This is a genomic window from Streptomyces sp. SudanB52_2052, from assembly GCF_964272415.1.
GTDB lineage: Bacteria > Actinomycetota > Actinomycetes > Streptomycetales > Streptomycetaceae > Streptomyces > Streptomyces olindensis.
The window spans coordinates 5,448,213-5,470,416 of sequence record NZ_OZ186796.1 but is presented as its reverse complement, the minus strand read 5'-3'; the positions used below and the strand labels follow the sequence as shown (position 1 = coordinate 5,470,416).

General features: G+C 70.4%; 23 protein-coding genes. 8 read left to right on the top strand and 15 right to left on the bottom strand.

Going from position 1 to position 22,204, the window contains the following annotated elements; translation table 11 throughout:
* Nucleotides 1-161: 161 nt before the first annotated feature.
* Nucleotides 162-1,505 (top strand): UDP-glucose dehydrogenase family protein, encoded by a 1,344-nt coding sequence (locus ACSUPV_RS24510; RefSeq protein WP_031119223.1) that lies wholly within the window; start codon nucleotides 162-164, stop codon nucleotides 1,503-1,505.
* Between the two features lie 105 nt (nucleotides 1,506-1,610).
* Here ACSUPV_RS24510 and ACSUPV_RS24505 read toward each other — a convergent pair whose 3' ends face one another.
* On the bottom strand, nucleotides 1,611-2,120 hold the full coding sequence (locus ACSUPV_RS24505) for a CGNR zinc finger domain-containing protein (RefSeq protein WP_031119224.1): 510 nt from the start codon (nucleotides 2,118-2,120) through the stop codon (nucleotides 1,611-1,613).
* A gap of 132 nt (nucleotides 2,121-2,252) precedes the next feature.
* Here ACSUPV_RS24505 and ACSUPV_RS24500 point away from each other — a divergent pair, with 132 nt between their 5' ends.
* A complete protein-coding gene (locus ACSUPV_RS24500; RefSeq protein WP_436948557.1) occupies nucleotides 2,253-2,624 on the top strand; it encodes a VOC family protein in 372 nt (123 codons plus the stop codon).
* 14 nt (nucleotides 2,625-2,638) lie between these two features.
* Nucleotides 2,639-3,031, top strand: coding sequence for a VOC family protein (locus ACSUPV_RS24495; RefSeq protein ID WP_436948556.1), 393 nt, complete (start codon nucleotides 2,639-2,641; stop codon nucleotides 3,029-3,031).
* Nucleotides 3,032-3,049: 18 nt separating this feature from the next.
* Here ACSUPV_RS24495 and ACSUPV_RS24490 read toward each other — a convergent pair whose 3' ends face one another.
* Nucleotides 3,050-4,183, bottom strand: a complete 1,134-nt coding sequence (locus tag ACSUPV_RS24490; protein WP_436948555.1) for a dipeptidase — start codon at nucleotides 4,181-4,183, stop codon at nucleotides 3,050-3,052.
* 359 nt (nucleotides 4,184-4,542) lie between these two features.
* On the opposite strand from ACSUPV_RS24490, the gene ACSUPV_RS24485 reads away from it, so the two are divergent.
* Together ACSUPV_RS24485 and ACSUPV_RS24480 are read left to right on the top strand one after the other, a co-directional pair.
* Nucleotides 4,543-5,397 (top strand): helix-turn-helix domain-containing protein, encoded by an 855-nt coding sequence (locus tag ACSUPV_RS24485; RefSeq protein WP_037758813.1) that lies wholly within the window; start codon nucleotides 4,543-4,545, stop codon nucleotides 5,395-5,397.
* 173 nt (nucleotides 5,398-5,570) lie between these two features.
* Nucleotides 5,571-5,903 carry a hypothetical protein gene (locus ACSUPV_RS24480; RefSeq protein ID WP_031119229.1) on the top strand — a complete coding sequence of 111 codons (333 nt, stop codon included), beginning with the start codon at nucleotides 5,571-5,573 and terminating at the stop codon, nucleotides 5,901-5,903.
* A gap of 228 nt (nucleotides 5,904-6,131) precedes the next feature.
* Here ACSUPV_RS24480 and ACSUPV_RS24475 read toward each other — a convergent pair whose 3' ends face one another.
* From ACSUPV_RS24475 to ACSUPV_RS24460, 4 genes are all read right to left on the bottom strand, one after another.
* Nucleotides 6,132-6,347, bottom strand: a complete 216-nt coding sequence (locus tag ACSUPV_RS24475) for a DUF397 domain-containing protein (RefSeq protein ID WP_078650664.1) — start codon at nucleotides 6,345-6,347, stop codon at nucleotides 6,132-6,134.
* Between the two features lie 241 nt (nucleotides 6,348-6,588).
* Nucleotides 6,589-7,767: a dipeptidase gene (locus ACSUPV_RS24470; RefSeq protein ID WP_382618430.1), complete on the bottom strand. Its 1,179-nt coding sequence runs from the start codon at nucleotides 7,765-7,767 to the stop codon at nucleotides 6,589-6,591.
* Between the two features lie 5 nt (nucleotides 7,768-7,772).
* Nucleotides 7,773-8,300 carry a 5-(carboxyamino)imidazole ribonucleotide mutase gene (gene purE / locus ACSUPV_RS24465; protein WP_359794359.1) on the bottom strand — a complete coding sequence of 176 codons (528 nt, stop codon included), beginning with the start codon at nucleotides 8,298-8,300 and terminating at the stop codon, nucleotides 7,773-7,775.
* Nucleotides 8,297-9,436 carry a 5-(carboxyamino)imidazole ribonucleotide synthase gene (locus tag ACSUPV_RS24460; protein WP_031119232.1) on the bottom strand — a complete coding sequence of 380 codons (1,140 nt, stop codon included), beginning with the start codon at nucleotides 9,434-9,436 and terminating at the stop codon, nucleotides 8,297-8,299. Before ACSUPV_RS24460 ends, purE begins: the two co-directional genes overlap by 4 nt.
* 163 nt (nucleotides 9,437-9,599) lie before the next feature.
* Here ACSUPV_RS24460 and ACSUPV_RS24455 point away from each other — a divergent pair, with 163 nt between their 5' ends.
* A complete protein-coding gene (locus ACSUPV_RS24455) occupies nucleotides 9,600-10,106 on the top strand; it encodes a GtrA family protein (RefSeq protein ID WP_031119233.1) in 507 nt (168 codons plus the stop codon).
* A 22-nt stretch (nucleotides 10,107-10,128) separates the two neighbouring features.
* Here ACSUPV_RS24455 and ACSUPV_RS24450 read toward each other — a convergent pair whose 3' ends face one another.
* Both ACSUPV_RS24450 and ACSUPV_RS24445 read right to left on the bottom strand, forming a co-directional pair.
* Nucleotides 10,129-11,406 carry an ATP-binding protein gene (locus ACSUPV_RS24450; RefSeq protein WP_436948554.1) on the bottom strand — a complete coding sequence of 426 codons (1,278 nt, stop codon included), beginning with the start codon at nucleotides 11,404-11,406 and terminating at the stop codon, nucleotides 10,129-10,131.
* A 28-nt stretch (nucleotides 11,407-11,434) separates the two neighbouring features.
* Nucleotides 11,435-12,112 carry a response regulator transcription factor gene (locus tag ACSUPV_RS24445; RefSeq protein WP_010034575.1) on the bottom strand — a complete coding sequence of 226 codons (678 nt, stop codon included), beginning with the start codon at nucleotides 12,110-12,112 and terminating at the stop codon, nucleotides 11,435-11,437.
* A gap of 516 nt (nucleotides 12,113-12,628) precedes the next feature.
* On the opposite strand from ACSUPV_RS24445, the gene ACSUPV_RS24440 reads away from it, so the two are divergent.
* Nucleotides 12,629-14,167 carry a peptide MFS transporter gene (locus ACSUPV_RS24440; protein WP_031119237.1) on the top strand — a complete coding sequence of 513 codons (1,539 nt, stop codon included), beginning with the start codon at nucleotides 12,629-12,631 and terminating at the stop codon, nucleotides 14,165-14,167.
* 62 nt (nucleotides 14,168-14,229) lie between these two features.
* Here ACSUPV_RS24440 and ACSUPV_RS24435 read toward each other — a convergent pair whose 3' ends face one another.
* From ACSUPV_RS24435 to ACSUPV_RS24420, 4 genes are all read right to left on the bottom strand, one after another.
* Nucleotides 14,230-15,243 carry a hypothetical protein gene (locus ACSUPV_RS24435; RefSeq protein ID WP_436948553.1) on the bottom strand — a complete coding sequence of 338 codons (1,014 nt, stop codon included), beginning with the start codon at nucleotides 15,241-15,243 and terminating at the stop codon, nucleotides 14,230-14,232.
* Nucleotides 15,244-15,465: 222 nt separating this feature from the next.
* The gene (locus ACSUPV_RS24430) at nucleotides 15,466-16,164 is read right to left on the bottom strand and encodes an LPXTG cell wall anchor domain-containing protein (protein WP_436948552.1); all 699 of its coding nucleotides are present in this window, start codon (nucleotides 16,162-16,164) and stop codon (nucleotides 15,466-15,468) included.
* Between the two features lie 214 nt (nucleotides 16,165-16,378).
* The gene (locus ACSUPV_RS24425) at nucleotides 16,379-16,933 is read right to left on the bottom strand and encodes an ATP-binding protein (protein WP_031119240.1); all 555 of its coding nucleotides are present in this window, start codon (nucleotides 16,931-16,933) and stop codon (nucleotides 16,379-16,381) included.
* A gap of 242 nt (nucleotides 16,934-17,175) precedes the next feature.
* Nucleotides 17,176-17,553 (bottom strand): STAS domain-containing protein, encoded by a 378-nt coding sequence (locus ACSUPV_RS24420; RefSeq protein WP_031119241.1) that lies wholly within the window; start codon nucleotides 17,551-17,553, stop codon nucleotides 17,176-17,178.
* A gap of 238 nt (nucleotides 17,554-17,791) precedes the next feature.
* On the opposite strand from ACSUPV_RS24420, the gene ACSUPV_RS24415 reads away from it, so the two are divergent.
* The gene (locus tag ACSUPV_RS24415) at nucleotides 17,792-18,718 is read left to right on the top strand and encodes an RNA polymerase sigma factor SigF (protein ID WP_031119242.1); all 927 of its coding nucleotides are present in this window, start codon (nucleotides 17,792-17,794) and stop codon (nucleotides 18,716-18,718) included.
* A gap of 77 nt (nucleotides 18,719-18,795) precedes the next feature.
* Here ACSUPV_RS24415 and ACSUPV_RS24410 read toward each other — a convergent pair whose 3' ends face one another.
* From ACSUPV_RS24410 to ACSUPV_RS24400, 3 genes are read right to left on the bottom strand one after another with little or no spacing between them, the layout of a single operon-like run.
* The gene (locus ACSUPV_RS24410; protein ID WP_436948551.1) at nucleotides 18,796-19,509 is read right to left on the bottom strand and encodes a hypothetical protein; all 714 of its coding nucleotides are present in this window, start codon (nucleotides 19,507-19,509) and stop codon (nucleotides 18,796-18,798) included.
* A gap of 15 nt (nucleotides 19,510-19,524) precedes the next feature.
* Nucleotides 19,525-19,830, bottom strand: a complete 306-nt coding sequence (locus tag ACSUPV_RS24405) for a hypothetical protein (protein WP_436948550.1) — start codon at nucleotides 19,828-19,830, stop codon at nucleotides 19,525-19,527.
* 34 nt (nucleotides 19,831-19,864) lie between these two features.
* Nucleotides 19,865-22,069 carry a glycoside hydrolase domain-containing protein gene (locus ACSUPV_RS24400; RefSeq protein ID WP_359786814.1) on the bottom strand — a complete coding sequence of 735 codons (2,205 nt, stop codon included), beginning with the start codon at nucleotides 22,067-22,069 and terminating at the stop codon, nucleotides 19,865-19,867.
* Between the last annotated feature and the right edge of the window lie 135 nt (nucleotides 22,070-22,204).

The following is a 22,204-nucleotide window of genomic DNA, read 5'->3' as shown; positions in this document are numbered from 1 at the left end:
TGGTGGCGCTAACTACCGTTAAGTAATCAAAAGTTTATGGGGTCGCCCACAGGAGTGATACGTGAGCTAGGCGACAGCGGGAAAGTTGCCCAGTGAAGCGCGCTGCCATGCCCCGGCTATGCTCGGGCGCGCACCACATGCCGTAGACCCCTGGAGCATCCATGGCCCTGAAGATCACCGTGATCGGCACCGGTTATCTCGGTGCGACACACGCGGCGGCCATGGCCGAGCTGGGCTTCGAGGTACTCGCGCTCGACGTCGTGCGCGAGAAGATCGAGATGCTGGAGCGGGGCGAGGCCCCGATGTACGAGCCGGGCCTGGACGAGCTGCTGCGCAGGCACGTCGCCGGGTTCGAGGGCTCCAGCGGCCGGCTGCGTTTCACGCAGGACTGGGCCGAGATCGGTGCCTTCGGCGATGTGCACTTCGTCTGCGTGAACACGCCGCAGCGACACGGCGAGTACGCCTGCGACATGTCGTACGTCGACTCCGCGTTCGCCTCGCTCGCGCCCCATCTGCACGGGCCCGCGCTGGTGGTCGGCAAGTCGACCGTGCCCGTGGGCTCCGCCGACCGGCTGGCGACCTACCTGGCGGCGCACGCGCCCGCCGGGGAGGACGCCGAGCTGGCCTGGAACCCGGAGTTCCTGCGGGAGGGCTTCGCGGTCGACGACACGCTGCACCCGGACCGGATCGTGGTGGGCGTGCGCAGCGAGCGGGCCGAGAAGCTGCTGCGGGAGGTGTACGCGACGCCGATCGCGGAGGGCTCGCCGTTCGTGGTCACGGACTTCCCGACGTCCGAGCTGGTGAAGACGTCCGCGAACTCCTTCCTCGCGACGAAGATCTCCTTCATCAACGCCATGGCGGAGGTGTGCGAGGCCGCGGGCGGTGATGTCGCGAAGCTGGCCGAGGCGATCGGTTACGACGACCGGATCGGCAAGAAGTTCCTGCGGGCCGGGATCGGCTTCGGCGGCGGCTGTCTGCCGAAGGACATCCGGGCGTTCATGGCGCGGGCGGGTGAGCTGGGCGCGGACCAGGCGCTGACGTTCCTGCGGGAGATCGACTCGATCAACATGCGCCAGCGCGGGCAGATGGTGGAGCTGACCCGGCAGGCGCTGGGCGGCGGGCCGTTCCTCGGCAAGCGCGTGGCGGTGCTGGGCGCGACCTTCAAGCCGGACTCGGACGACGTGCGGGACTCGCCCGCGCTGAACGTGGCCGGGCAGATCCACCTCCAGGGCGGCCAGGTCACGGTGTACGACCCCAAGGGCATGGACAACGCCCGCCGGGTCTTCCCGACCCTCGGCTACGCGGACTCGGCGCTGGAGGCCGTGCGCGGCGCCGACATCGTGCTGCATCTGACCGAGTGGCGGGAGTTCCGCGAGCTGGACGAGGAGGCCCTCGGCGAGGTCGCGGCGGCCCGGGTCATCCTGGACGGCCGCAACGCCCTGGATCCGGAGCGCTGGCGCAAGGCCGGCTGGACGTACCGGGCGATGGGGCGCCCGAAGGCGTAGGCGCTCAGGACACGAGAACAGGCGACGCCGGTTCGGCCGAGGCTCAGTCGGCCGAACCGGCGTCTTGTTGCATTCTGCCCCACCGGGCCGGGGCGTGGGGCGCGGTCACGCCCCCTTGGCCCGGTAGCGGCGCATCTTGGCGCGGGCCCCGCACACCTGCATGGAGCACCAGCGGCCGCGGCCTGCCGGGCTGCGGTCGTAGTAGGCCCAGTGGCAGTCGGCGGCCTCGCAGGCCTTGAGGCGGGTCCAGGTGCCGGCGACGAGGGCCTCGGCGACGGCGGCGGCCACGCGCGCGTGCAGGGAGTTCCCGTCGGCGGGGGTGAGGGCGGCGGAGCCGTCCGCCGGGTCGACCGTGACGACGAGGGGCGCCGCGGCCAGGAGGTCGCCGAGCGGGGGCACCTCGCGGTGGGGCGGGTGGCCGGCGTGGGCGAGGAGGACGGCGCGCAGTGACTCGCGCAGGGCGCGGGCGGCTTCTGCCTCGTCGTCCCGGGTGATCCCGATGCGCGCCCGGCCCTCCGGCGTGTCCAGCGCGTCGGCGCCCGACTCGATGTCCAGCGTGTTCACTAGGGCCTCGACCAGGACCAGGCCGCCGGGTGCGGGCGATCTCTCCGTCATGGCTGGACCGTACCTCTCGCGATTCCCCTTGCGAGGTTACCGCCTATGCGGGAGCATGCAGTAACAGTTACCGGTTACTCCCCCTATGTGGGTAACAGCAAGAGGGATAACCGCGACTTCGAGGAGGAAGTCATGGCTTTCGCCAAGATGGGCGTCGTCGTCCTGGACTGTCCCGACCCGCGCGCGCTGGCGGGCTTCTACGCCGAGGTGCTCGGGGGCACGCCGACGGTGGAGACGGAAGGAACGGACGAGTGGGTCGACCTGAAGGTGCCGGGCGGCCCGGCGCTGGCCTTCCAGGCCGCCCCCGGGTACGTACCGCCGCGGTGGCCGTCGCCCGAGCACTCGCAGCAGTTCCACCTGGACCTGGATGTGGAGGACCTCGACGCGGCCGAGAAGGGGGTGCTGGCGCTCGGTGCGAAGCCGCTGGACGCCGAGGACCGGGAGCGGAGCTTCCGGGTTTACGCCGACCCGGCGGGGCACCCGTTCTGCCTCTGCGCCTGCTGACACCGGGAGGCCCCATGTCCGCCGTGGCACGTTTCCGTTCCGTGGTCGTCGACTGCCCCGAGCCGCGCGAGCTGGCCCGCTTCTACGCAAGGATCGGCGGCGGCACGCCGGAGGACGACGACCCCGACTGGGTGGTGCTGCGCGTCCCCGGCGGGCCGCGCCTCGCCTTCCAGCGCTCCCCCGGGTACACCCCGCCGGAGTGGCCGCAGGCCGACCGCAACGCCCAGCAGTTCCACCTGGACTTCGACGCCGGGTCGACGTGGGAGGAGATCGACGCGGCCGAGGAGCGGGTGCTGGCGCTGGGGGCGCGGGTGCTGAACAAGGAGGACTACGAGAAGAAGGACTTCCGGGTGTACGCCGATCCGGTGGGGCATCCGTTCTGCCTGTGCCGGATCGAGCACGACTGACACGCCCTGTAGGGCGCGTCAGCCGTCCAGCTCCGCGATCGTCGCCGTCGACTGCTCGCGCCGCTGCTGGGCCGCGCGGGCCGTGAAGTCGGCGCCGCGCAGCACGCGTTGGACGTTGCCCCAGGTCAGCAGGGCCACGTCGGCCTCGTCCCAGTCGCGTCGAAGCAGTTCGGCGATGAGCTGCGGATAGCAGGAGATGTCGCCGAGCTCCTGCGGGTGGGCGGCTCCGGAGTCGTAGGTGCCGGACAGTCCGACGCAGTGCGCTCCGGCGACCTCGCGGATGTGGTCGAGGTGGTCGGCGACGTCGCGGACGGTCGGGCCGGTCTGCTCGGCGGTCAGCGGCACCAGGCACAGCCCCTTGGCCGCGCCCAGCTCCGCCAGCAGGTCATCGGGAAGGTTGGCCGGGTGGGGGCGGATCGCCCGGGCGGCGGAGCGGCTGCACAGCACGGGTACCCGGGACAGGCTCAGGACGCGGCGGACGGTCTGCGGTGAGGCGCCGGAGAGGTCCGCGATCACGCCGAGCCGGTTCATCTCGCGTACGACCTCCTCGCCGAACCGGGTCAGTCCCGCCTCGCTCGCCCAGGACACCCCGGTCAGGGTGAGCACGCGCAGGCCGAGGACGTGCAGTTGGCGCAGGATGCCCAGCGAGTCGCCGACGGCCGACGCCCCGGCGGGACCGAGGAGCACGGCGACGCGGCCGCAGTTGCGGGCGTCCGCGACCTGCCCGGCCGTACAGGCGGGCCGCAGGCCCTCGTCGCAGGTGCGGACGACGCTCTTGGCCAGGTCGAGCTGCTCCAGCGTGGCGCCGACGGCCCGGTCCCCGTCCAGCCCCTCGGGCAGGTGCAACGACCAGAACAGAGCGCCCACATGGCCGCCGCGCAGGCGCGGGACGTCCGTGTCGACGATGCTCTCGCCGAGCTCAAGGTCGTAGGAGGACAGGCGCTTGAGGGCCCAGGGCAGTCCGTTGTAGCCGTCGGCGACGGGGTGCGCGGCGAGGATGGCGTGCGCCCGGGTCAGGGGCTCGCCGTCCGGGTCCGAGACGGGCTCGTAGGACTCCGCCGCGACCACGGCCTCCTCGGGGTACGGCCCGGCCAGGTCGTCGAGCCCGCCGGCCGCGGTGGTGGGGCGCAGGTCGTCCTGGAGGTCTGCCATGGCGGCTCCGTACGGTCGTCGTGCAGTACGGTCACCGTCGCACGGAGCGGTGGGCTGTTCCTGGCGGGCGGGGCGTTCGGGGTACGGCGCCGGGGTGCTTCGGATCCCCCTGTGGACGCGTGAGTCCCGGGAGTTCACACTTCTTGAGACCGCTGATGTGACCTGCGCCACTCATCAGGTCTACTCCAGCTCAGGTCGATTAGACATGTGTCGTTCGGGTATCTCCAGAGCGACGGCAGCGTCAAGCATACGGCCATTCGAGTCACTCTTTTGGATGACCGTCGACTCGACCGCGTAGGATGGGAAAGTTTCGGCACGCCAAGTGCTGTTCGCCGCCGTCACTCTCCCGAAGGAGCGCCATGCCCAGGTCCGTGGACCCGAGCCTCAACCGCCGCAAGCTGCGTCTCGCCCTCAAAGCGGCCCGCGACAAGCGTGGTCTGACCCAACGGCAGGCAGCCGACGTGCTCGAGTGGTCGTTGTCCAAGCTGATCCGGATCGAGGCGGGGTCGGTCAGCCTGTCCGTCACGGACCTGCGGGCCATGCTCCAGGAATACGGGGTGGAAGATCCGGATCTGGTGGCGGAGCTGGAGGAGGCCGCCCGGGGCAGCAAGGGCCAGTCGTGGTGGTCCGAATACAACGACATCATCAGCCAGCCGTTCGCCCAGTACCTGGGGTACGAGAGCGCGGCGAACGCCATCAAGGGGTATCACCCCAGCCTCGTCCCGAGTCACCTGCAGATCGCTGACTACGTGTCCGCCCTGTTCGAGGCCGGCCAGCCCAACCCCAAGGCGCAGCAGCACGTCGACCTCCGCATGGCGCGGCAGGAGCGGGTCCTTCAGGAAGACGGTCCCGAAGTGGAGATGATCCTCGACGAGGCCGCCCTGCGCCGTCAGGTCGGGGGGCCCGCGACGATGCGCCGCCAACTGGGCTTCATCAAGGAGCTGATCACCGAGAACCGGGCCACGCTCCGGGCACTGCCGTTCACCGCGGGGGCGCACGACAGCCTGGACAGCACCTTCTTCCTCCTCGGCTTCCAGGCCGACGAGGACGTCCTCTACATGGCAGGCCCGGGAGGCATGCTGACGAACCGGGACGACCGTGAACTGGTCGCCCGGTACCAGGAGTGCTTCGAAGACCTGCGCAACAAGGCGCTGACCGAGGACGACACGGTGGCGCTGCTCGACGAACTCATCGATCAATTCCACCGCACCTGACCGTCGGTTCAGCGTGCCTCGGGGGCCCAGGGGAAGCCATGACGACGGAAAAGGGGAGGAAGAGGCGCCGCAGGACGGAGCCGTCCCCCGGTAAGGCGCGCGCCGGCTCGACGCGCCCGGCGGCCGCCCCTGGGCCCGGTCGCCCGCCCCAGGGCTCCGAGGAGGCCGCACTGGTGCGGAGAGCGATCGCCGGCCGCGAGGCGTGCGCTCGTCTGCTCCGGCTGAGGAAGGCGGAAACCGAGCAGGTCATCCGGCGCCGCCGGGCCCATGTGGACGACCTCATACGGGTGGTCCGCAACCTCGCCGCGCTGGTGGTGTTCTCCTCGGCCGTCTCCACCCTCGTGGCCTACGCCGGCATCCGGATGGGCGTGCCCCCGGAGATCTGCTGGATCGGGAGCGTCGGCGGGGGACCGCTCCTGGTCCGCGCGTTCATCAGGCTCTTCGAGACGGTACGTCCCTTGTTGCCGGACGCACCAGAAGATCAACGGTCCAATGACGTGCGGTAGCGGGCGAGCGCACCCACCACCAGCCCGCGACGGCGGACACCCCGACCAGCACCGCCACCCACATGGTGAGCCGCGTCCACAGGGCCCCGCCCAGGAGCGAGGCGCCGGCACCCGCAGCCGACGCGAGCGCACCGGTCACCACGCAGTAGCCGACGAGTCCGGGCTCCCTGCTCTTCGACCGCTCATGGCGGGTGCTGCTCATCTCACGTCCGTCCGCGTCCGATGCGTTCATGGCGCCGCCCGGTCCGGCACCGGGCGGGACATCCACGCCAGCGCCGTCCGCCAGGCGTCCGGGGTGAAGACCAGCACCACGCGGCTCGGGCACTTCGAGTCGCGAACGAGTATCTCCCCGGACACCACGGCCATCTCGCAGCACTGTTCCCCGCTGTTGCCGCCGCTGTAACTGCTCTTGCGCCAAGAAACCGCACCACGATCCTCAGCCAATGCCGCCCCCTCTCGCAACGCCGAGTTGCCACTCCTGGCAGCTCGCCCGGCGCCGGGAGATCGCACCCGGGCGGCTCGGGCCCCGTCAACGCCAGGCTCGATCCGAGAAACTGCGATAACGCGGTACGTCCACCACGGTCTTACCCGCCGTAGCGGCCCTTCAACAGCCCGCCGCCGGCCCGCGCCTGCGAACCGGGCGGCAGGGTGCGTACACCGGCCAAGGTCACGATCGCGGCGGCGGTCAGCCGTCCAGGTCCTCGATGCGCGCGTGGGACGGCGACCGTGTCTCCTGGAGTGCCCGGGCCACGTCCTCCGCCGCGTCCAGGACGCGGACCGCGTTCTTCCAGGTCAGCTTGGTCAGGTCGGCCTTCGACCAGCCGCGGTCGAGGAGTTCCGCGATCAGGTTGGGGTAGCCGGAGACGTCGTCCAGGCCGTCGGGGGTGAAGGCTGTGCCGTCGTAGTCGCCGCCGATGCCGAGGTGGTCGACGCCGGCGACCTCGCGCATGTGGTCCAGGTGGTCGGCGACCGTCGCCACCGTGGCGACCGGGCGCGGGTGGCGCTCCTCGAAGGCCCGGTGCACCTTCATGGCCGCCGGGGTGGTGTCGAGGTGGTGGAAGCCGTGGGCGCGCATGTTCTCGTCGGCCGCGGCGGTCCATTCGACGGCCGCCTGGAGCACGAACTTCGGCACGAACGTCACCATCGCGATGCCGCCGTTGGCGGGCAGCCGCTCCAGGACGTCGTCCGGGATGTTGCGCGGGTGGTCGCAGACGGCCCGGGCGGAGGAGTGGGAGAAGATCACCGGGGCCGAGCTCGCGTCGAGCGCGTCCCGCATCGTCGTCGCGGCCACGTGGGAGAGGTCGACGAGCATGCCGAGGCGGTTCATCTCCCGTACGACCTCCCGGCCGAACGCGGTGAGGCCCCCGGCCCGCGGCTCGTCGGTCGCGGAGTCCGCCCAGTCCACGTTGTCGTTGTGGGTGAGCGTGAGGTAGCGCACGCCGAGTCCGTACAGACCGCGCAGGGTGCCCAGGGAGTTGGCGATGGAGTGGCCGCCCTCCGCGCCCATGAGGGATGCGATACGGCCCTCGCGGCGCGCGGCCTCCATGTCGGCGGCGGTCAGCGCGGGGCGCAGGTCCTCCGGGTGACGGGTCAGCAACTGCCGTACGCAGTCGATCTGTTCGAGGGTGGCCGCGACCGGGTCGGGCGCGTCCGTGCGGACGTACACCGACCAGAACTGCGCACCGACACCGCCGGCCCGCAGGCGCGGGAGGTCGGTGTGCAGGTGGGCGGACTGGTCGGCGGTGATGTCCCGGGCGTCCAGGTCGTAGCGGACCTGTTCGCGCAGCGCCCAGGGCAGGTCGTTGTGCCCGTCGACGACCGGGAACTCCCGCAGGAGTTCCCGGGCCGCCTCACCGGAGGTCATCGTCGTCACTTCCCCGCGCCGAAGCCGAAGCCGCCCGTGCCCTCGACCTTGGAGCGCAGGCGCTTGCCCTTCTCGGTGGCCTGGTCGTTGAGCTCCTGCTGGAACTCGCGCATCCGGCCGCGCAGTTCCTCGTCGTGCGCGGCGAGGATGCGGGCCGCCAGCAGACCGGCGTTGCGGGCGCCGGCGACCGAGACCGTGGCGACCGGGACGCCGGCCGGCATCTGCACGATCGACAGGAGGCTGTCCATGCCGTCGAGGTACTTCAGCGGCACGGGCACACCGATCACCGGCAGCGGCGTCACCGAGGCGAGCATGCCGGGCAGGTGGGCGGCGCCGCCGGCCCCGGCGATGATCACCTTGAGCCCGCGCTCGTCGGCCTGCTCGCCGTAGGCGACCATCTCGCGCGGCATGCGGTGCGCGGAGACGACGTCGACCTCGTAGGCGATCTCGAACTCGTCGAGGGCCTTGGCGGCGGCCTCCATGACGGGCCAGTCGGAGTCCGACCCCATGACGATGCCAACAACAGGGCTCATTCGGTGATGGTGCCTCTCAGGTAGCCGGCAGCGTGACGGGCGCGCTCCAGCACGTCGTCCAGGTCGTCGCCGTAGGTGTTGACGTGACCGACCTTGCGGCCGGGCTTCACGTCCTTGCCGTACATGTGGATCTTGAGCTGCGGGTCGCGGGCCATGCAGTGCAGGTACGCCGAGTACATGTCCGGGAAGTCGCCGCCGAGGACGTTGACCATGACCGTCCACGTGGCGCGCGGGCGCGGGTCGCCCAGGGGCAGGTCCAGGACCGCGCGGACGTGGTTGGCGAACTGGCTGGTGACCGCGCCGTCCATCGACCAGTGGCCGGAGTTGTGGGGGCGCATCGCCAGCTCGTTGACGAGGATGCGGCCGTCGCGGGTCTGGAACAGCTCGACGGCGAGGTGGCCGACGACACCGAGTTCCTTGGCGATGTTCAGCGCCATTTCGGAGGCCTCCAGGGCGAGGGCCTCGTCGAGGTCGGGCGCCGGGGCGATGACCGTGTCGCAGACGCCGTTGACCTGCCGCGACTCCACGACCGGGTAGGCCACGGCCTGGCCGTGCGGGGAGCGGACGACGTTGGCGGCGAGCTCGCGGACGAAGTCGACCTTCTCCTCGGCGAGCACGGGCACCCCGGCCTTGAACGGGTCCGCGGCCTCCTCCACGGAGTCCACGACCCACACGCCCTTGCCGTCGTACCCGCCGCGGACGGTCTTGAGGACGACGGGGAATCCGTCGCCCTCGGCCGCGAACGCGGCCACGTCCTGCGGATCGGAAACGATCCTGTGTCTCGGGCAGGGCACGCCGATCGCGTCGAGCCTCGCACGCATCACGCCCTTGTCCTGGGCGTGCACGAGCGCGTCCGGGCCGGGGCGCACGGGGATGCCGTCCGCCTCCAGGGCCCGGAGGTGCTCGGTGGGTACGTGTTCGTGATCGAAGGTGATCACGTCGCACCCGCGTGCGAACTCGCGCAGCGTGTCGAGGTCGCGATAGTCGCCGACGACGACATCGCTCACGACCTGCGCAGCGGAGTCCTGCGGGGTGTCACTGAGAAGCTTGAACCTGATGCCCAGCGGGATGCCTGCCTCGTGTGTCATACGAGCGAGCTGGCCCCCGCCGACCATGCCGACTACCGGGAACGTCACTCCCCCAGGGTATCGGCCGCGCCAAGGTGGCCGGTTTCCTGTCCCCGCCCGGCCCTGCCCGGACCATCTCCGGCCGTCCACCGCCGTCCGCAGGAAGATCGCGCGGGAGGGTGGTTAGCATGGCTGGGTTGACGCCAACCGACGGACGGGGGCCTGCACGACCATGGGACATGGTGCCTCGCGGCTCCGACGGCTCTGTCGGGAAGTCGCCAAATTCGGCGCGGTCGGCGGGGCCGGCGTGCTCGTCAACCTCCTCGTGTTCAACCTGGTGCGGCATGTGACCGACCTCCAGGTGGTGCGCGCGAGCGTGATCGCGACCGTCGTCGCGATCATCTTCAACTACGTCGGCTTCCGCTACTTCACCTACCGCGACCGCGACAAGACCCGCCGCACACGCGAGATGAGCCTGTTCCTGCTGTTCAGCGCGGTCGGGCTGGTCATCGAGAACGGTGTCCTGTACACGGCCACGTACGGCTTCGGCTGGGACACCCCGCTGCAGAACAACATCTTCAAGTTCCTCGGCATCGGCGTCGCGACCCTGTTCCGCTTCTGGTCGTACCGCACGTGGGTGTTCCGCGCGCTGCCCGCGCGGGAGGCCGTGGCGGACGCCGAGTCGATCCTGAAGCGGGAACGGTCCCGGCAGTCCCGGACGAAGCAGCGCGTGCCGTAGCCCGCCCCGGGGTGCCCAGGTCCTAGCGGACCATCGGCTCCCTGTCGTTCTCCGGGTTCTTGCGCACCGGCGTGCGGGACAGGAACAGGCCGAAGACCGGGGGCTTGGTCTGGAGCATCTCCAGGCGGCCGCCGTCCGCTTCCGCCAGGTCCCGGGCCACGGCCAGGCCGATGCCCGTGGAGTTGCGGCCGCTGATGGCCCGCTCGAAGATGCGGGCGCCCAGGTCGGCCGGGACCCCGGGGCCCTCGTCCGTGACCTCGATGACGGCCTGGTTGCCGGTGACGCGGGTGCGCAGCGCGACCGTGCCCCCGCCGTGCATGAGCGAGTTCTCGATCAGCGCGGCCAGGACCTGCGCGACGGCGCCGGGCGTGCCCACCGCCTCCAGATGCCGCTTGCCGGAGCTGACGATGGCCCGGCCCGCGCTGCGGTACGCCGGCCGCCACTCGGCGAGCTGCTGCTGGATGACCTCGTCGAGGTCGAAGGTGACGGCGGAGCCGGTGCGCGGATCGCGGGAGTTGGTCAGCAGCCGCTCGACGACGTCCGTGAGCCGCTCGACCTGGGTCAGCGCGATCGTCGCCTCCTCCTTCACCGTGTCCGGGTCGTCGGTGAGGGTGATCTCCTCCAGCCGCATGGACAGGGCCGTGAGCGGCGTCCGCAGCTGGTGGGAGGCGTCGGCGGCCAGACGGCGTTCGGCGGTCAGCATGCGCGCGATGCGCTCGGCGGAGCCGTCCAGCACGTCCGCCACCCGGTCCAGCTCGGGCACGCCGTACCGCTTGTGCCGGGGGCGCGGATCGCCGGAGCCGAGACGCTCGGCCGTCTCCGCGAGGTCGGTCAGCGGTGATGCCAGCCGGTTGGCCTGGCGGACCGCGAGCAGCACCGCGGCCACGACCGCCAGCAGCGCGACCAGCGCGATGATCAGCAGGGTGCGGCCGACTTCCCGGGTCACCGAGGAGCGCGGTTCCTGGACGGTGACCGTCTCGCCCTCCTCGCCGGGCGCGGTCGCCTCGATGACGTCACCGGACGGCTTGGTGCCGACCTCGATGGGTGCCTCGCCGGGGAGCCGGATCACCGCGTAGTAGCGGTCCTGCGTGACCTGGTCGCGCAGGACCTCCGCGTCGACCTGCTGCGCGCCGAAGAGCCGGCTGTCGACGATGCTGGCCAGCCGGACCGCCTCGGACTCCACCCGCTCCTGGGCGCTGTTGCTGATCGTCCGGGTCTCGACGATGACGAGGGAGACGCCGAAGACGGCGATCACGACGAGGACCACGGCGAGCGTGGACTGGATCAGTCGGCGGCGCATGTCCTGTTACCCGAGCCTGCCTCGCGGCTCAGCTCTTCTCGAATCGGAAACCCACACCGCGCACGGTGGCGATGTAGCGGGGGTTGGCCGCGTCGTCACCGAGCTTCTTACGCAGCCAGGAGATGTGCATGTCGAGGGTCTTGGTCGACGACCACCAGGTGGTGTCCCAGACCTCGCGCATCAGCTGGTCGCGGGTGACGACCCGGCCCGCGTCGCGCACCAGCACCCGCAACAGGTCGAACTCCTTGGCGGTGAGCTGGAGCTCCTCCTCGCCCATCCAGGCGCGGTGCGACTCGACGTCGATGCGCACGCCGTGCGTGGCGGGCGGCTGCTGCGGCTCGGCGGCACCGCGGCGCAGCAGGGCCCGGACGCGGGCGAGCAACTCGGCGAGCCGGAACGGCTTGGTGACGTAGTCGTCGGCGCCCGCGTCGAGCCCGACGACGGTGTCCACCTCGTCGGCGCGCGCGGTCAGGATGAGGATCGGAATGCTGTGGCCTTCGCCACGCAGGCGGCGGGCCACCTCCAGACCGTCCATGCCGGGCAGACCCAGGTCGAGCACGACCAGGTCGACGCCGCCCTGCATTCCGGCGTCGAGAGCGGTGGGTCCGTCCTCACGCACCTCGACCTCGTAGCCCTCCCGGCGCAGAGCACGGGCCAGCGGCTCCGAGATGGACGCGTCGTCCTCGGCGAGCAGTACTCGGGTCATGAGGTGATGGTAGACCTGCGAGGCCCTGAGCTGGGGTGTGACCGGAAGCCTTGATTCTTACCGATGGCATACCCGTTTCTTACGTTCCCCGGGAAGGCGTCCGTACCTCTGCCTTTGGGGTGCGATCCTGGTAAGGACCTTGGAAAGGGGGCCTGTGGTTCCCCTGACACCTGTGATCCGTGTCTCAAGTCCTTCCATATGCGACAGTGTCCTGCCGTATGGTGAATCAACGCCTGTTACAGCACGGCGACCTTCGGAGGCCTTTTGCCCTGGAGGTCTCTTTTGTGTCCGGGCCGGTTTCCCGCCGGCCCCGAACGTGAAACGACCTGTGGCCGGGCCTCCTCGTGCGGCGACGCGCGTAGAGGTGTGGATCCCGGTGGCGACCGCCCACCGCTCCGTGACCCGGAGCGGACCCCCGTAGGCGTCGGGCGGACGGCCGTACGCACCGGTGCCGGCAGCCCCCACCGGGCGCACCACCGCTGTCGCGGGGCGCGTCCCGAGCAGCAAGGAACGACCATGGCGTCCAGCCTGACGAAGGACTCGGCCCGCCCGGGCACCCCGGGCTCCGAGAAGACCTTCTTCGGCCACCCCCGCGGACTGGCCACCCTCTTCATGACCGAGATGTGGGAGCGGTTCAGCTTCTACGGCATGCGGGCCCTGCTCGTCGTGTACCTGCTCTCCGGCGGCCCGGACGCCAAGAAGGGCAGCATGGGCGGCGGTCTCGGCATGGACCTCGCCACGACGACGGCGATCTACTCGGTGTACCTGTCGATGGTGTACCTGCTCGCCATGCCCGGCGGCTGGCTCGGCGACCGGGTCTGGGGGCCGCGCAGGACGGTGGCGATCGCGGCCGTCACGATCATGGCGGGCCACCTGGTGCTGGCCCTGCCCGGCGGCCAGGCGCCCTTCTTCGCCGGTCTGGCCCTGGTGGCGCTCGGCTCCGGCCTGCTGAAGGCCAACATCTCGACGATGGTCGGCCACCTCTACGACGGGCCGGACGACCCGCGCCGTGACGGCGGCTTCACGATCTTCTACATGGGCATCAACATGGGTGCCTTCTTCGCGCCGCTGATCATCGGCACCGTCGGCCAGCAGGTCAGCTGGCACCTCGGCTTCGGCCTGGCCGCGGTCGGCATGGGCATCGGTCTCGCGGCGTTCCTCATCGGCACCCGCAACCTGAGCCCGCAGAGCAACGTCGTGCCGAAGCCGCTGGCGGCCGAGGAGCGCGCGTCCTGGCTGCGCAAGGGCCTGCTGTGGCTGATCGTCGCGGCCGTCTTCTACGGCGTCGTCGGCTTCACCGGCCACTTCACGCTCAACTGGGCGATGATCCCGCTGACGGTGATCGGGCTGATCATCCCGGCCGGCGTGCTGATCCGCATCAAGCGGGACAAGGAGCTCAGCGACGTCGAGCAGTCGAAGATGACCGGCTACATCTGGTTCTTCGTCGCCGCCGCCGTGTTCTGGATGATCTACGACCAGGGCGGTTCCACGGTCCAGGCGTTCGGTGAGACGAAGGCCTCCGGCTCGCTGCTCGGGTTCGACTTCCCGTCCTCCTGGTACCAGTCGCTGAACCCGGTGTTCATCATGGCGCTGGCCCCGGTCTTCGCCTGGTTCTGGCTGTGGCTGAACCGCAAGGGCAAGGAGCCGAGCACCGTCGCCAAGTTCGCCGCGGCGCTGTTCTTCATCGGCGTCTCGTTCTTCTTCTTCCTGCTGCCGATGGGCATGGCCGACGGCGACACGCTGGTCAGCCCGATGTGGCTGGTGGGCATCTACCTGATCCAGACCGTCGGCGAGCTGTGCCTCTCCCCCGTCGGCCTGTCGGTGACGACGAAGATGGCCCCGGCCAAGTACGCCAGCCAGATGATGGGCGTCTGGTTCCTCGCGGTCACGGCGGGCGACTCGGTGACGGGCCTGCTCTCCAACCCGGCCGTCGGTGGCGTGGACCTGAGCGGCACCGGCGCGGTCGCCGTGGAGGCGGTGCTCGCCGCCCTCGCGGGTGTCGCGGTGTACATGTACCGCAGGAAGGTCAAGTCCCTGATGGGCGACGTCCACTGACGCGCCTCACCGGACCGGGGAAACCATGAAGTAGGGCCGCCGCACCTCGGGGTGCGGCGGCCCTACTTCATGGTTTCCCGTTCCGCTTCATGGTTTCCCGGTCCCGGAGGGTCGGCGTCCGGGGCGAACCACGGCGGGGCCGAGGGCCGGCGGGCGGCGGGCAGCCGCAGACGGCGGGCGGGGCGGGCCGCGTGGCCGGGGTGGCGTGGCCGTACGTGGTCGACCACGGCCAGCCCCGCGCGGAACAGCGCCGCCGGCACGACCAGGAGGACCAGGGCCCAGAACAGCGTCACGCCCCACGGGCGGCCCACGCCCCAGGGGTGCTCGGCGAGGACCTTGCCGCCGTACTTCAGGGACACGGTGTAGTCGCCGTGCGCCCCGGCGGCGAGCTCCACCGGCAGCTCGATGCGCGCCTTCCCGCCGGGCCGGATCGTGCCGCGCCAGCGCTGGTCCTGCCACTGCGGGGCGAACACGCCGTGCGAGGTGCCGACCTGGAAGACGGGGTTCCGTACGGGGGACGTGCCGACGTTGCCGACGGTGACCTCCAGGGTCCGGGCGGGTGGGGAGCCGAACCAGGTCAGCAGCCCGTCTGAGCCGCGCAGCCGGGTGTCCGCGAGCAGGGACAGCCGCCCGCCGGACCGTTCCGCGGGCAGCGGCTCGACCGCGTGCCCGGCGACGTGGAGAGCGGCGTCGGCCTCGGCCCCGGCTCCGGTCACCGTCGCCACGTGCACCACGCAGGGACACGGCACCGGCGGCTCCACGACGGGCAGTTCCCGGCGGAAGCGTCCCTCGGCGTCGGTGGTGACGGCCCGGCCGTCGGCGTTGGCGCAGGAGTTGGTGCCGCCGGTGACGCCCCGGTCCGGCTCGGCCTGCCCGCACACCAGCAGCGTCAGCAGGGCACGCGGCCGCCAGCCGCTCCCGGTGACGGTGATCGACCCACCCGTCCCGGCCTGAGACCTGGACAGCTCGACGACGGGCCGATCCACCGCGCCCACGGGCCCGGCGCCCACCAGGACCAGCGGGAGCGCCAGCAGAACCGGCAGTGACAGACGGAAAAGGCGGCCGGCGTGGGGCATCGGCGGCTCCTGCGGGCGGGCGGACGGCGGGGGACCGGGGGTGGCGTGGGTACGGCTTCGGTGGGTGAGTGCCGTTTCGGCGGGCGTTCGGCCTCGGCGGGCGTTCGCTTCGGTGTGGGTGTCGGCTTCGGCGGACCCGACCTCGGGGCCGGGCGGACGGTCGGCCGGGCGTACGTCCGCGCTCACCGGTCTGGGCGAGTGCTCACCGGCCCGGGCCTGCGCTCAACGACCCGTCCGCGCGCCCTGGTGGCGTCGCGTCAGCCACAGCGCGCCCGCCGCCCCGGCGAGCAGCACCGTGCCGCCGAGGGTGCCGAGGGCGACGGCCGAGTCCTCCGGGCCGGTCTGCGGGAGCTCGTCGCCGGAGCCCGAGCCGGAGCCGCCGCCCTGGGCGGAGCCCGTGGTGCCGCCACCCGCGGCCGTGACGTCGAGGGTCAGGGACGGACCCGGGTCGTTCGTCGGGGTGCACGTGGTCGTCGTGCCGAGCGCCTTGATGGTGAGCACGCCCGCCGTGAAGGTGACTGCCCCGCTCTTCTTCGGCGTGTACGTCCCGCTCAGGTCGTTGATCTTGATGGGCGTGTTGGCCGGGATCGCGGCGTCGTTGGCCGGGCCGGTCACTGTCAGGGTGCCGCTGTCGGCACCGCCCAGGGCGACGGTGGCGCTCGGCGTCATCGCGCCCTTGCCGAGTTCGACGGGGCTGGAGGAGACGCCCTTCTGCCAGGACATGGTGATCCGGTAGCCGCTGCCGCTCTTCACGCCCTTGATGTCGATGGGCGAGACGGCGCTCTTGTCACCGATCGGCGTCTTGCACTGGTAGTTGACGTCGACGACCTCGGCCCGGGCCACGGGGGCGGCCATCCACACCGCCGAGCCGGCCAGGGCCGCGGCGGACGCGAGCGCGGCGGTTCGTTTCCGGTACGACACGGTGCCGCTCCCCTTCCTGTTTTCTGACGGCGTATCAGATCGGGCCGTCAAGGTACGCCCGGGGAGTTGAGGAAGGAAGACACAGGGCACTCCGGATCTGTGGCGATCCGGGGTGTGGTGAGTGACGCGTGAGGGGATGCGCGGAGGAGATTCGGTGGGAAGTCGGGGATCCGGATCGACCGCGAAGGCCCGTCACACCCACAGGGCTGCCGGGTCAGGCGGGTGCGCCCAGTTCGGCCCACACCGTCTTGCCGGCGACCCCGGGCGTGCGCACGACGCCCCAGTCCAGGCACAGCCGCTGGACGATGAACATGCCGTGGCCGCCCGGACGTCCCGCCCGGTGGGGCGTCCGGGGGGCCGGCTGGCCGGTGCCCCGGTCGGAGACCTCGATGCGGATCACCTTGTTGTCGCAGGTGATCCAGAGCTGGTCCGGCCCCTCGGCGTGCAGGCAGGCGTTGGTGACCAGCTCGGAGACGACGAGCAGCACGTCCTCGGCGGCGGCCCGCTGGTCGGCGGAGGCCGCGGGCAGCCAGCCCCACGCGTACAGGGCCTGACGGGTGAAGTCGCGCGCGAGCGGGACCACGCCGCTCTCGCCTTCGAAGCTCAGCCGGCGCACCTGCCGGCCCCCCGGCGGCGTCGCGGCTCCGGACGGCTCCGCCACGCCCTCGCCGGCCGCACCGGCCGCCGCCACGCCACCCTCGGACGCCCCGGAAGCGCCGCTGGGCTCCGGCCCGCGGTCGCCCGGCGAGTAAGGCCGGGTGGTGCTCATCAGCGCTTCACCTCACCGATTCACCAGTTCACGATTGAAAAATTCAGTACACAGTCAGTCACGCAGTGCGCGGCAGGTCGGTTTCACGGCGCCCCCACACCCCTGGCATCCGACAGGTTCAGGATGTCTCCTGCCCGGGCGGACCGGCAGAACACCCCCGTATTCGGCAGGAAGGGCGTGACGGGGGTGGGAGGCGGGTCACAGAGGGACGGCCGGGTCGCGGCGCGCCGACGCACCGCCGGTCAGCCCGACTCGTCGGCCAGGGCCGCCTGAAGGGTGTCATGGACGCTGAAGACCGCATCCGCTCCCGTGATCTCGAACACGCGTGCCACTACCGGCTGCATGCCGACCAGCGCCACGCCGCCACCGGCGGCCTCCGCCTTCAGCCGGGCGCCGAGGAGCACGTTCAGCCCCGTGGAGTCGCAGAACTCCAGGCGCGCGCAGTCGATGACCAGGCGCTTGAATCCCTTGGCGAGGCAGTCGTCGAGCGGCTCGCGCAACAGATCGGCGGTGTGGTGATCCAATTCACCCGCCGGGGTCACGACGGCGTTAGAGCCCTCTTCCCGCACCTCCACCAGAAGCCGGCCAGACTGTGCGCTGCCGACCGTCCCGCGGTCCATGCCGTCTCTCTCTCCCGACGTCGTGGCTGTTACTGACGCCCTCGAACACTACGCCTTCCCGCCACGCTTCGACACCCGAACAACTACACACAAACGGACATATGCCCACAGAACGCACTTGCGGTGGGCTCGGGAAAGCGGGTAGGCCTAGTAAGGACACGTAACCGACACGGCCGGCTTTGGAGGCGCCGCACACCGCAGTGCACGTACTGGCTCCGGCAGCCATATGCCGAGAACGATGGAGGACATCATGTCACCCCGGCTCGACGCATCGCGTACCCAGAAAGCGACGTCGACACCCCCTCCGGAACATCTGGATCCCATCGAGCAGGACGAGATGCTCGTCACACAGGACGACCTTCTCTCCGGACTTCCGGACATCCCCCCGTACGAGGAAGTCGACGCGGTCGACGCACGGGCCCTGTCCAAGACCCTCTTCGAGCGGCTGGAGTCGCTGGAGGAAGGGACACCCGAGTACTCGTACGTCCGCAACACGCTCGTCGAACTGAACCTCGCGCTGGTCAAGTTCGCCGCCTCCCGCTTCCGCTCCCGCAGCGAGCCGATGGAGGACATCATCCAGGTCGGCACCATCGGCCTGATCAAGGCGATCGACCGCTTCGAGCTGTCCCGCGGTGTCGAGTTCCCCACGTTCGCCATGCCGACCATCATCGGCGAGATCAAGCGCTTCTTCCGCGACACCTCGTGGTCCGTGCGCGTGCCCCGGCGGCTCCAGGAGCTGCGGCTCGACCTGGCCAAGGCCGGTGACGAGCTGGCGCAGAAGCTGGACCGCGCCCCGACGGTGCACGAACTGGCCGAGCGGCTCGGCATCTCCAACGACGAGGTCGTCGAGGGCATGGCCGCGTCGAACGCCTACACCGCCTCCTCGCTGGACGCCCAGCCGGAGGAGGACGACTCCGAGGGCGCGCTCGCGGACCGTATCGGCTACGAGGACCACGGACTCGAAGGCATCGAGTACGTCGAGTCGTTGAAGCCGCTGATAGCCGAACTCCCCCCGCGCGACCGGAAGATCCTGTCGCTGCGGTTCGTCGCCGGCATGACCCAGTCGGAGATCGGCGAGGAACTGGGCATCTCCCAGATGCACGTCTCGCGTCTGCTGTCGCGGACGCTGGTACGGCTGCGCAAGGGGCTGACCGTCGAGGAGTGATCTCGGATCCTCACCGGGTGACGCCGTCCTTCGGGGGCGGGCCTCAGGGCCCGCCCCCAGGCGCGTGCCGTACGGGTTCAGCCCGCCCGCTGCTCCCTCGCCAGTCGCTTCGCGCGGTCGCGCCGGGACGGGGCCAGCACGTCCACCGTGACGCCGGCGCCCTCGCCGGGCGTGGCCTCGGCCAGCCGCAGCCGGTCGGCGAGCTCGCGGACCGACGCGTCGTCCGGGCCGCGGTCGATGTAGAACAGCGACTCGTCGGCCGGGTCGTCGTCGCCGCCCCAGCGCACCACGCCGTCGCAGTCGGCGAGGATGTCGCGCACCGTCAGCACCTGGAGCGGGAAGAGGCTGCCGCTCGCGCCCGCGCCCGGGCGGATCCGCACCGCGGTGCCCGACGCGAGGTTGGACTCCGGCTCGTTCTTCTTCAGGCCGCCGATCGGCTGCCAGCCCGCGAGGTCCACGCGGGGCAGCTGCTCGACCTCGTAGTGGTAGCGCCGTACGACATGGAGCAGGATCGCCTCCACGTCGCCGATCCGGACGTCGACCTCCAGGCCCGTGCCCGAGACGGGGCGCGTCCAGACGGTGGAGACGTGGTTGGCCTGCTTCTCCAGGGGCCAGCCGTTGGCCGAGGTGGGGGCTTTCCCAGGTGCGGTCACGGGGGCGTGGGCGGGAGCGGCCGTCGCCGCGACGGGGGCGACGGAGCCGGCCGCGGCCGCGGCCGTGATCACGCCGGCGGTTCTCACCAGGGTTCGTCTCGATATCCCGTTCACGCTGTCGCGCCTGTCGGTGTGCACGTCTTGGTTCCCTTCTTACGGTGAGTAGATGATCAGCGCCGTGGTCGGCAGGAAGGTGGCCAGGGCGCTGATCCACCAGTAGATCCGTGGGGTGAGCGAACTCCGGCGTGCGAGGGAGCGGTTCACGGACAGCCAGAGCAGGAGGTAGGGGACGACGACGATGGCCGCGATCGGCAGCCAGAGCACCATCGGGTCGTTGTCCGTCGGCTCGGGGCCGCTCGCCCAACTCGCTGCGAGGAACCACAGCATCCAGATCGGTATCACGCCCGGGATGCCGAGAAGGACATTGACTCCCAGGGCCACCTGCCACCGTCTGGTCATCGGTCCAGCCTTCCTTCGTTCGCCGGTGGTGCCGCTAGGCGCGCGACAACGCGTTGTACTGCTCGAGGACGTTGTACAGGCCCATCAGCTCTCGTCCGTACTGCTCGGCGTCCGGTCCGGTGCCGTTGTACTGGGCGAGCACCGCCTCCGTGACATGGATGTCGCCGCTCAGGTCCGGCCGGTCGATACCGAGCAGCTCCGAGTTCCAGAGCAGCACGTACGCGACGGTGCGGACGTTGTACTCCTCGTCGTTGTGCAGCTTGTCCCAGACGGTGCGGAGGTCGGTCTTGGAGTTGTAGTCCAGGCCCTCGCCGTTGATGATGCCTTCGCCGATGCAGTAGTTACGGGCCTTGATGGCGGTCGCGGCGAAGATCTGTCCCCACCCGGTGCTGCAGTCGTCCAGCTGACCTGCCTTGACCGCCGCGTCGGAGGCGAAGTCCAGGGGGTTGAGCTTGCGCAGTTCCCACAGGACCGGGGCCTGGATGAGGGCCTTGCGCATCCGCAGCGTGCGGGCCAGTGAGGTGAAGAGCCAGTCCGCGCCCACCACCTCGTTGAACGCCTCCGTGGTGGAGATGCCGCCCAGCGTGGCCCAGTCCTTGTCGGTCCAGCCGTCGCCGCCGGTCTCGGGGACACCGATCGACTCCAGATAGGCCTTCACGTCCTGGAGCATCAGGCTCCGGTACGCGGCCTCGTCGAGCCGGGTGTCCAAGCCGCCGAGGTCGGCGCCGGCGTCGAAGTCGCTCTGGCCGAAGTCGCGGCCGGAGACGATGTTGTTGTCGATCTCGATCAGACCGGCGCCGGAGCCGACCTTGATGGTCGAGATCTGGTCGAACGCCCAGTTGGTCGGCAGCGGGTAGCCGAGGTTGCCGGAAAAGCCACTGGACATGTCGGACACGAAGCTCGTCGCCGCGTAGCCGGCGTCGGCGACGCGCTGGCAGACGTTGCGGGGGCCGTAGACACCCACCCCGTAGCTGGAGTTCTCGCCGATCGTGCGCATGACCCCGCGGAAGTGCGGGATGACGTAGTCCGTCACCTCGCCGTCCATGGCGTCGTAGTCGACGGCGAAGTAGATGATGGTGCCGGGCTTGAAACCGTGGTATTTCGCCCACTCGATCGCGCGGAACGCGTCGGCGGCGCCCTGGCTGGGGCTGAAGTAGTCGGCGGACCGGCTCCACGTCTGGAAGATCGGGAAGCAGCTCAGCCCGTATTCCTTGATGGTGGCCAGCTCGCCGGGCTGGATCTGCTTCTCCGGCAGGTCCGTCGTGGACGGGTTGAAGAGGTAGCGGCCGATGTACTTGTAGCCGGCGTCCTTCAGGGCCTGCGCCCGCGCGGGCGTGATCATGGTGACGCCGTCGCAGGCCGTGCCCTTGCGGGACTGGTCGCCGTAGGAGACGAGCAGCGAGGCCCAGGTCTGGAAATCGCCCTTGCCGGTGACCGGGAGCTTGCTGAAGGACTGGAAGGTCTCCACACCGGACTGCACCGCCGAGGTGAAGCTGCCGAAGGCTACGTTCCGCTTGTTCAGGATCATGGCCGCGGTGAACAGCTGTGCCCAGACGCCGGTGGAACCGAGTGAGACGGTATGGGACTTCAGACCGGACTGCGTGCCGGGCCCGAAGACGCCGTTGGCGACGCCGTCCGCCATGCCCAGTTCGTATTGGATCGCGAACAGCATCGACTTGGCCACGTCGCGGGAGTGGTGGCCGTCACAGGGGATGACGTAGAAGTCCTTGCGCAGGATGTACTTGCCGTTCAACCACTGCTGGATGGACCGGATGGTGTCCGAGCCGTTGTTCACGGTGACGTAGGCGTCCATGTTGAACAGGCCCTTGACCACCTTCGGCCACAGGGAGCTGCCCGGGTAGACGCCGGACACGCCCATGTTCTGGTGCAGCTTCACGACCGCGTCCTTGACCCGGTCGTTGTACTGTCCGTCGATTTCGCCGCCGTCGTATCCCTTGCAGTACAGGGCGGACTGGATGATGCGGCAGAAGTTGGCCGACGGGATGGTCGTCTCGTCGAGCTTGCCGTACAGCTCCCCCAGCTTCCCGAGGGTGGTCGGGCCGAAGGAGTTGGACAGGGCGGTGATGCCCATCTCGTACTGGAGCGCCCGGGTCAGGGCGTACATCACGGGCCAGCCGGTCTGGCCGTTCTCGTCCAGCTTGGATATGCCCAGTGTGGCGCCGTTGTTGTAGGTCGTGTTGATGAATCTCTGGGCGCGTTGGACCATCTCGTCTGCCATGGGCTTCCTCCTGTCGTCCGGAAGGTGAGGCGGGGAGGAAAGCGCTGTCATCGAGTGCGCCGCGGCACACGCCGAACGGTCCGCACACCAGACGACACCCCCCGTTTCGGGGGGAACAGCGAAGAAACCCCCCTC

Coding starts and splice junctions, on each gene's coding strand:
- ACSUPV_RS24455 (WP_031119233.1), top strand. CDS start 9,600: ATGGGACATGGTGCCTCGCGGCTCCGACGGCTCTGTCGGGAAGTCGCC.
- ACSUPV_RS24420 (WP_031119241.1), bottom strand. CDS start 17,553: ATGGACCGCGGGACGGTCGGCAGCGCACAGTCTGGCCGGCTTCTGGTG.
- ACSUPV_RS24440 (WP_031119237.1), top strand. CDS start 12,629: ATGGCGTCCAGCCTGACGAAGGACTCGGCCCGCCCGGGCACCCCGGGC.
- ACSUPV_RS24490 (WP_436948555.1), bottom strand. CDS start 4,183: ATGGCAGACCTCCAGGACGACCTGCGCCCCACCACCGCGGCCGGCGGG.
- ACSUPV_RS24415 (WP_031119242.1), top strand. CDS start 17,792: ATGGAGGACATCATGTCACCCCGGCTCGACGCATCGCGTACCCAGAAA.
- ACSUPV_RS24485 (WP_037758813.1), top strand. CDS start 4,543: ATGCCCAGGTCCGTGGACCCGAGCCTCAACCGCCGCAAGCTGCGTCTC.
- ACSUPV_RS24505 (WP_031119224.1), bottom strand. CDS start 2,120: ATGACGGAGAGATCGCCCGCACCCGGCGGCCTGGTCCTGGTCGAGGCC.
- ACSUPV_RS24425 (WP_031119240.1), bottom strand. CDS start 16,933: ATGAGCACCACCCGGCCTTACTCGCCGGGCGACCGCGGGCCGGAGCCC.
- ACSUPV_RS24450 (WP_436948554.1), bottom strand. CDS start 11,406: ATGCGCCGCCGACTGATCCAGTCCACGCTCGCCGTGGTCCTCGTCGTG.
- ACSUPV_RS24435 (WP_436948553.1), bottom strand. CDS start 15,243: ATGCCCCACGCCGGCCGCCTTTTCCGTCTGTCACTGCCGGTTCTGCTG.
- ACSUPV_RS24400 (WP_359786814.1), bottom strand. CDS start 22,069: ATGGCAGACGAGATGGTCCAACGCGCCCAGAGATTCATCAACACGACC.
- ACSUPV_RS24405 (WP_436948550.1), bottom strand. CDS start 19,830: ATGACCAGACGGTGGCAGGTGGCCCTGGGAGTCAATGTCCTTCTCGGC.
- purE (WP_359794359.1), bottom strand. CDS start 8,300: ATGAGCCCTGTTGTTGGCATCGTCATGGGGTCGGACTCCGACTGGCCC.
- ACSUPV_RS24495 (WP_436948556.1), top strand. CDS start 2,639: ATGTCCGCCGTGGCACGTTTCCGTTCCGTGGTCGTCGACTGCCCCGAG.
- ACSUPV_RS24510 (WP_031119223.1), top strand. CDS start 162: ATGGCCCTGAAGATCACCGTGATCGGCACCGGTTATCTCGGTGCGACA.
- ACSUPV_RS24500 (WP_436948557.1), top strand. CDS start 2,253: ATGGCTTTCGCCAAGATGGGCGTCGTCGTCCTGGACTGTCCCGACCCG.
- ACSUPV_RS24470 (WP_382618430.1), bottom strand. CDS start 7,767: ATGACCTCCGGTGAGGCGGCCCGGGAACTCCTGCGGGAGTTCCCGGTC.
- ACSUPV_RS24445 (WP_010034575.1), bottom strand. CDS start 12,112: ATGACCCGAGTACTGCTCGCCGAGGACGACGCGTCCATCTCGGAGCCG.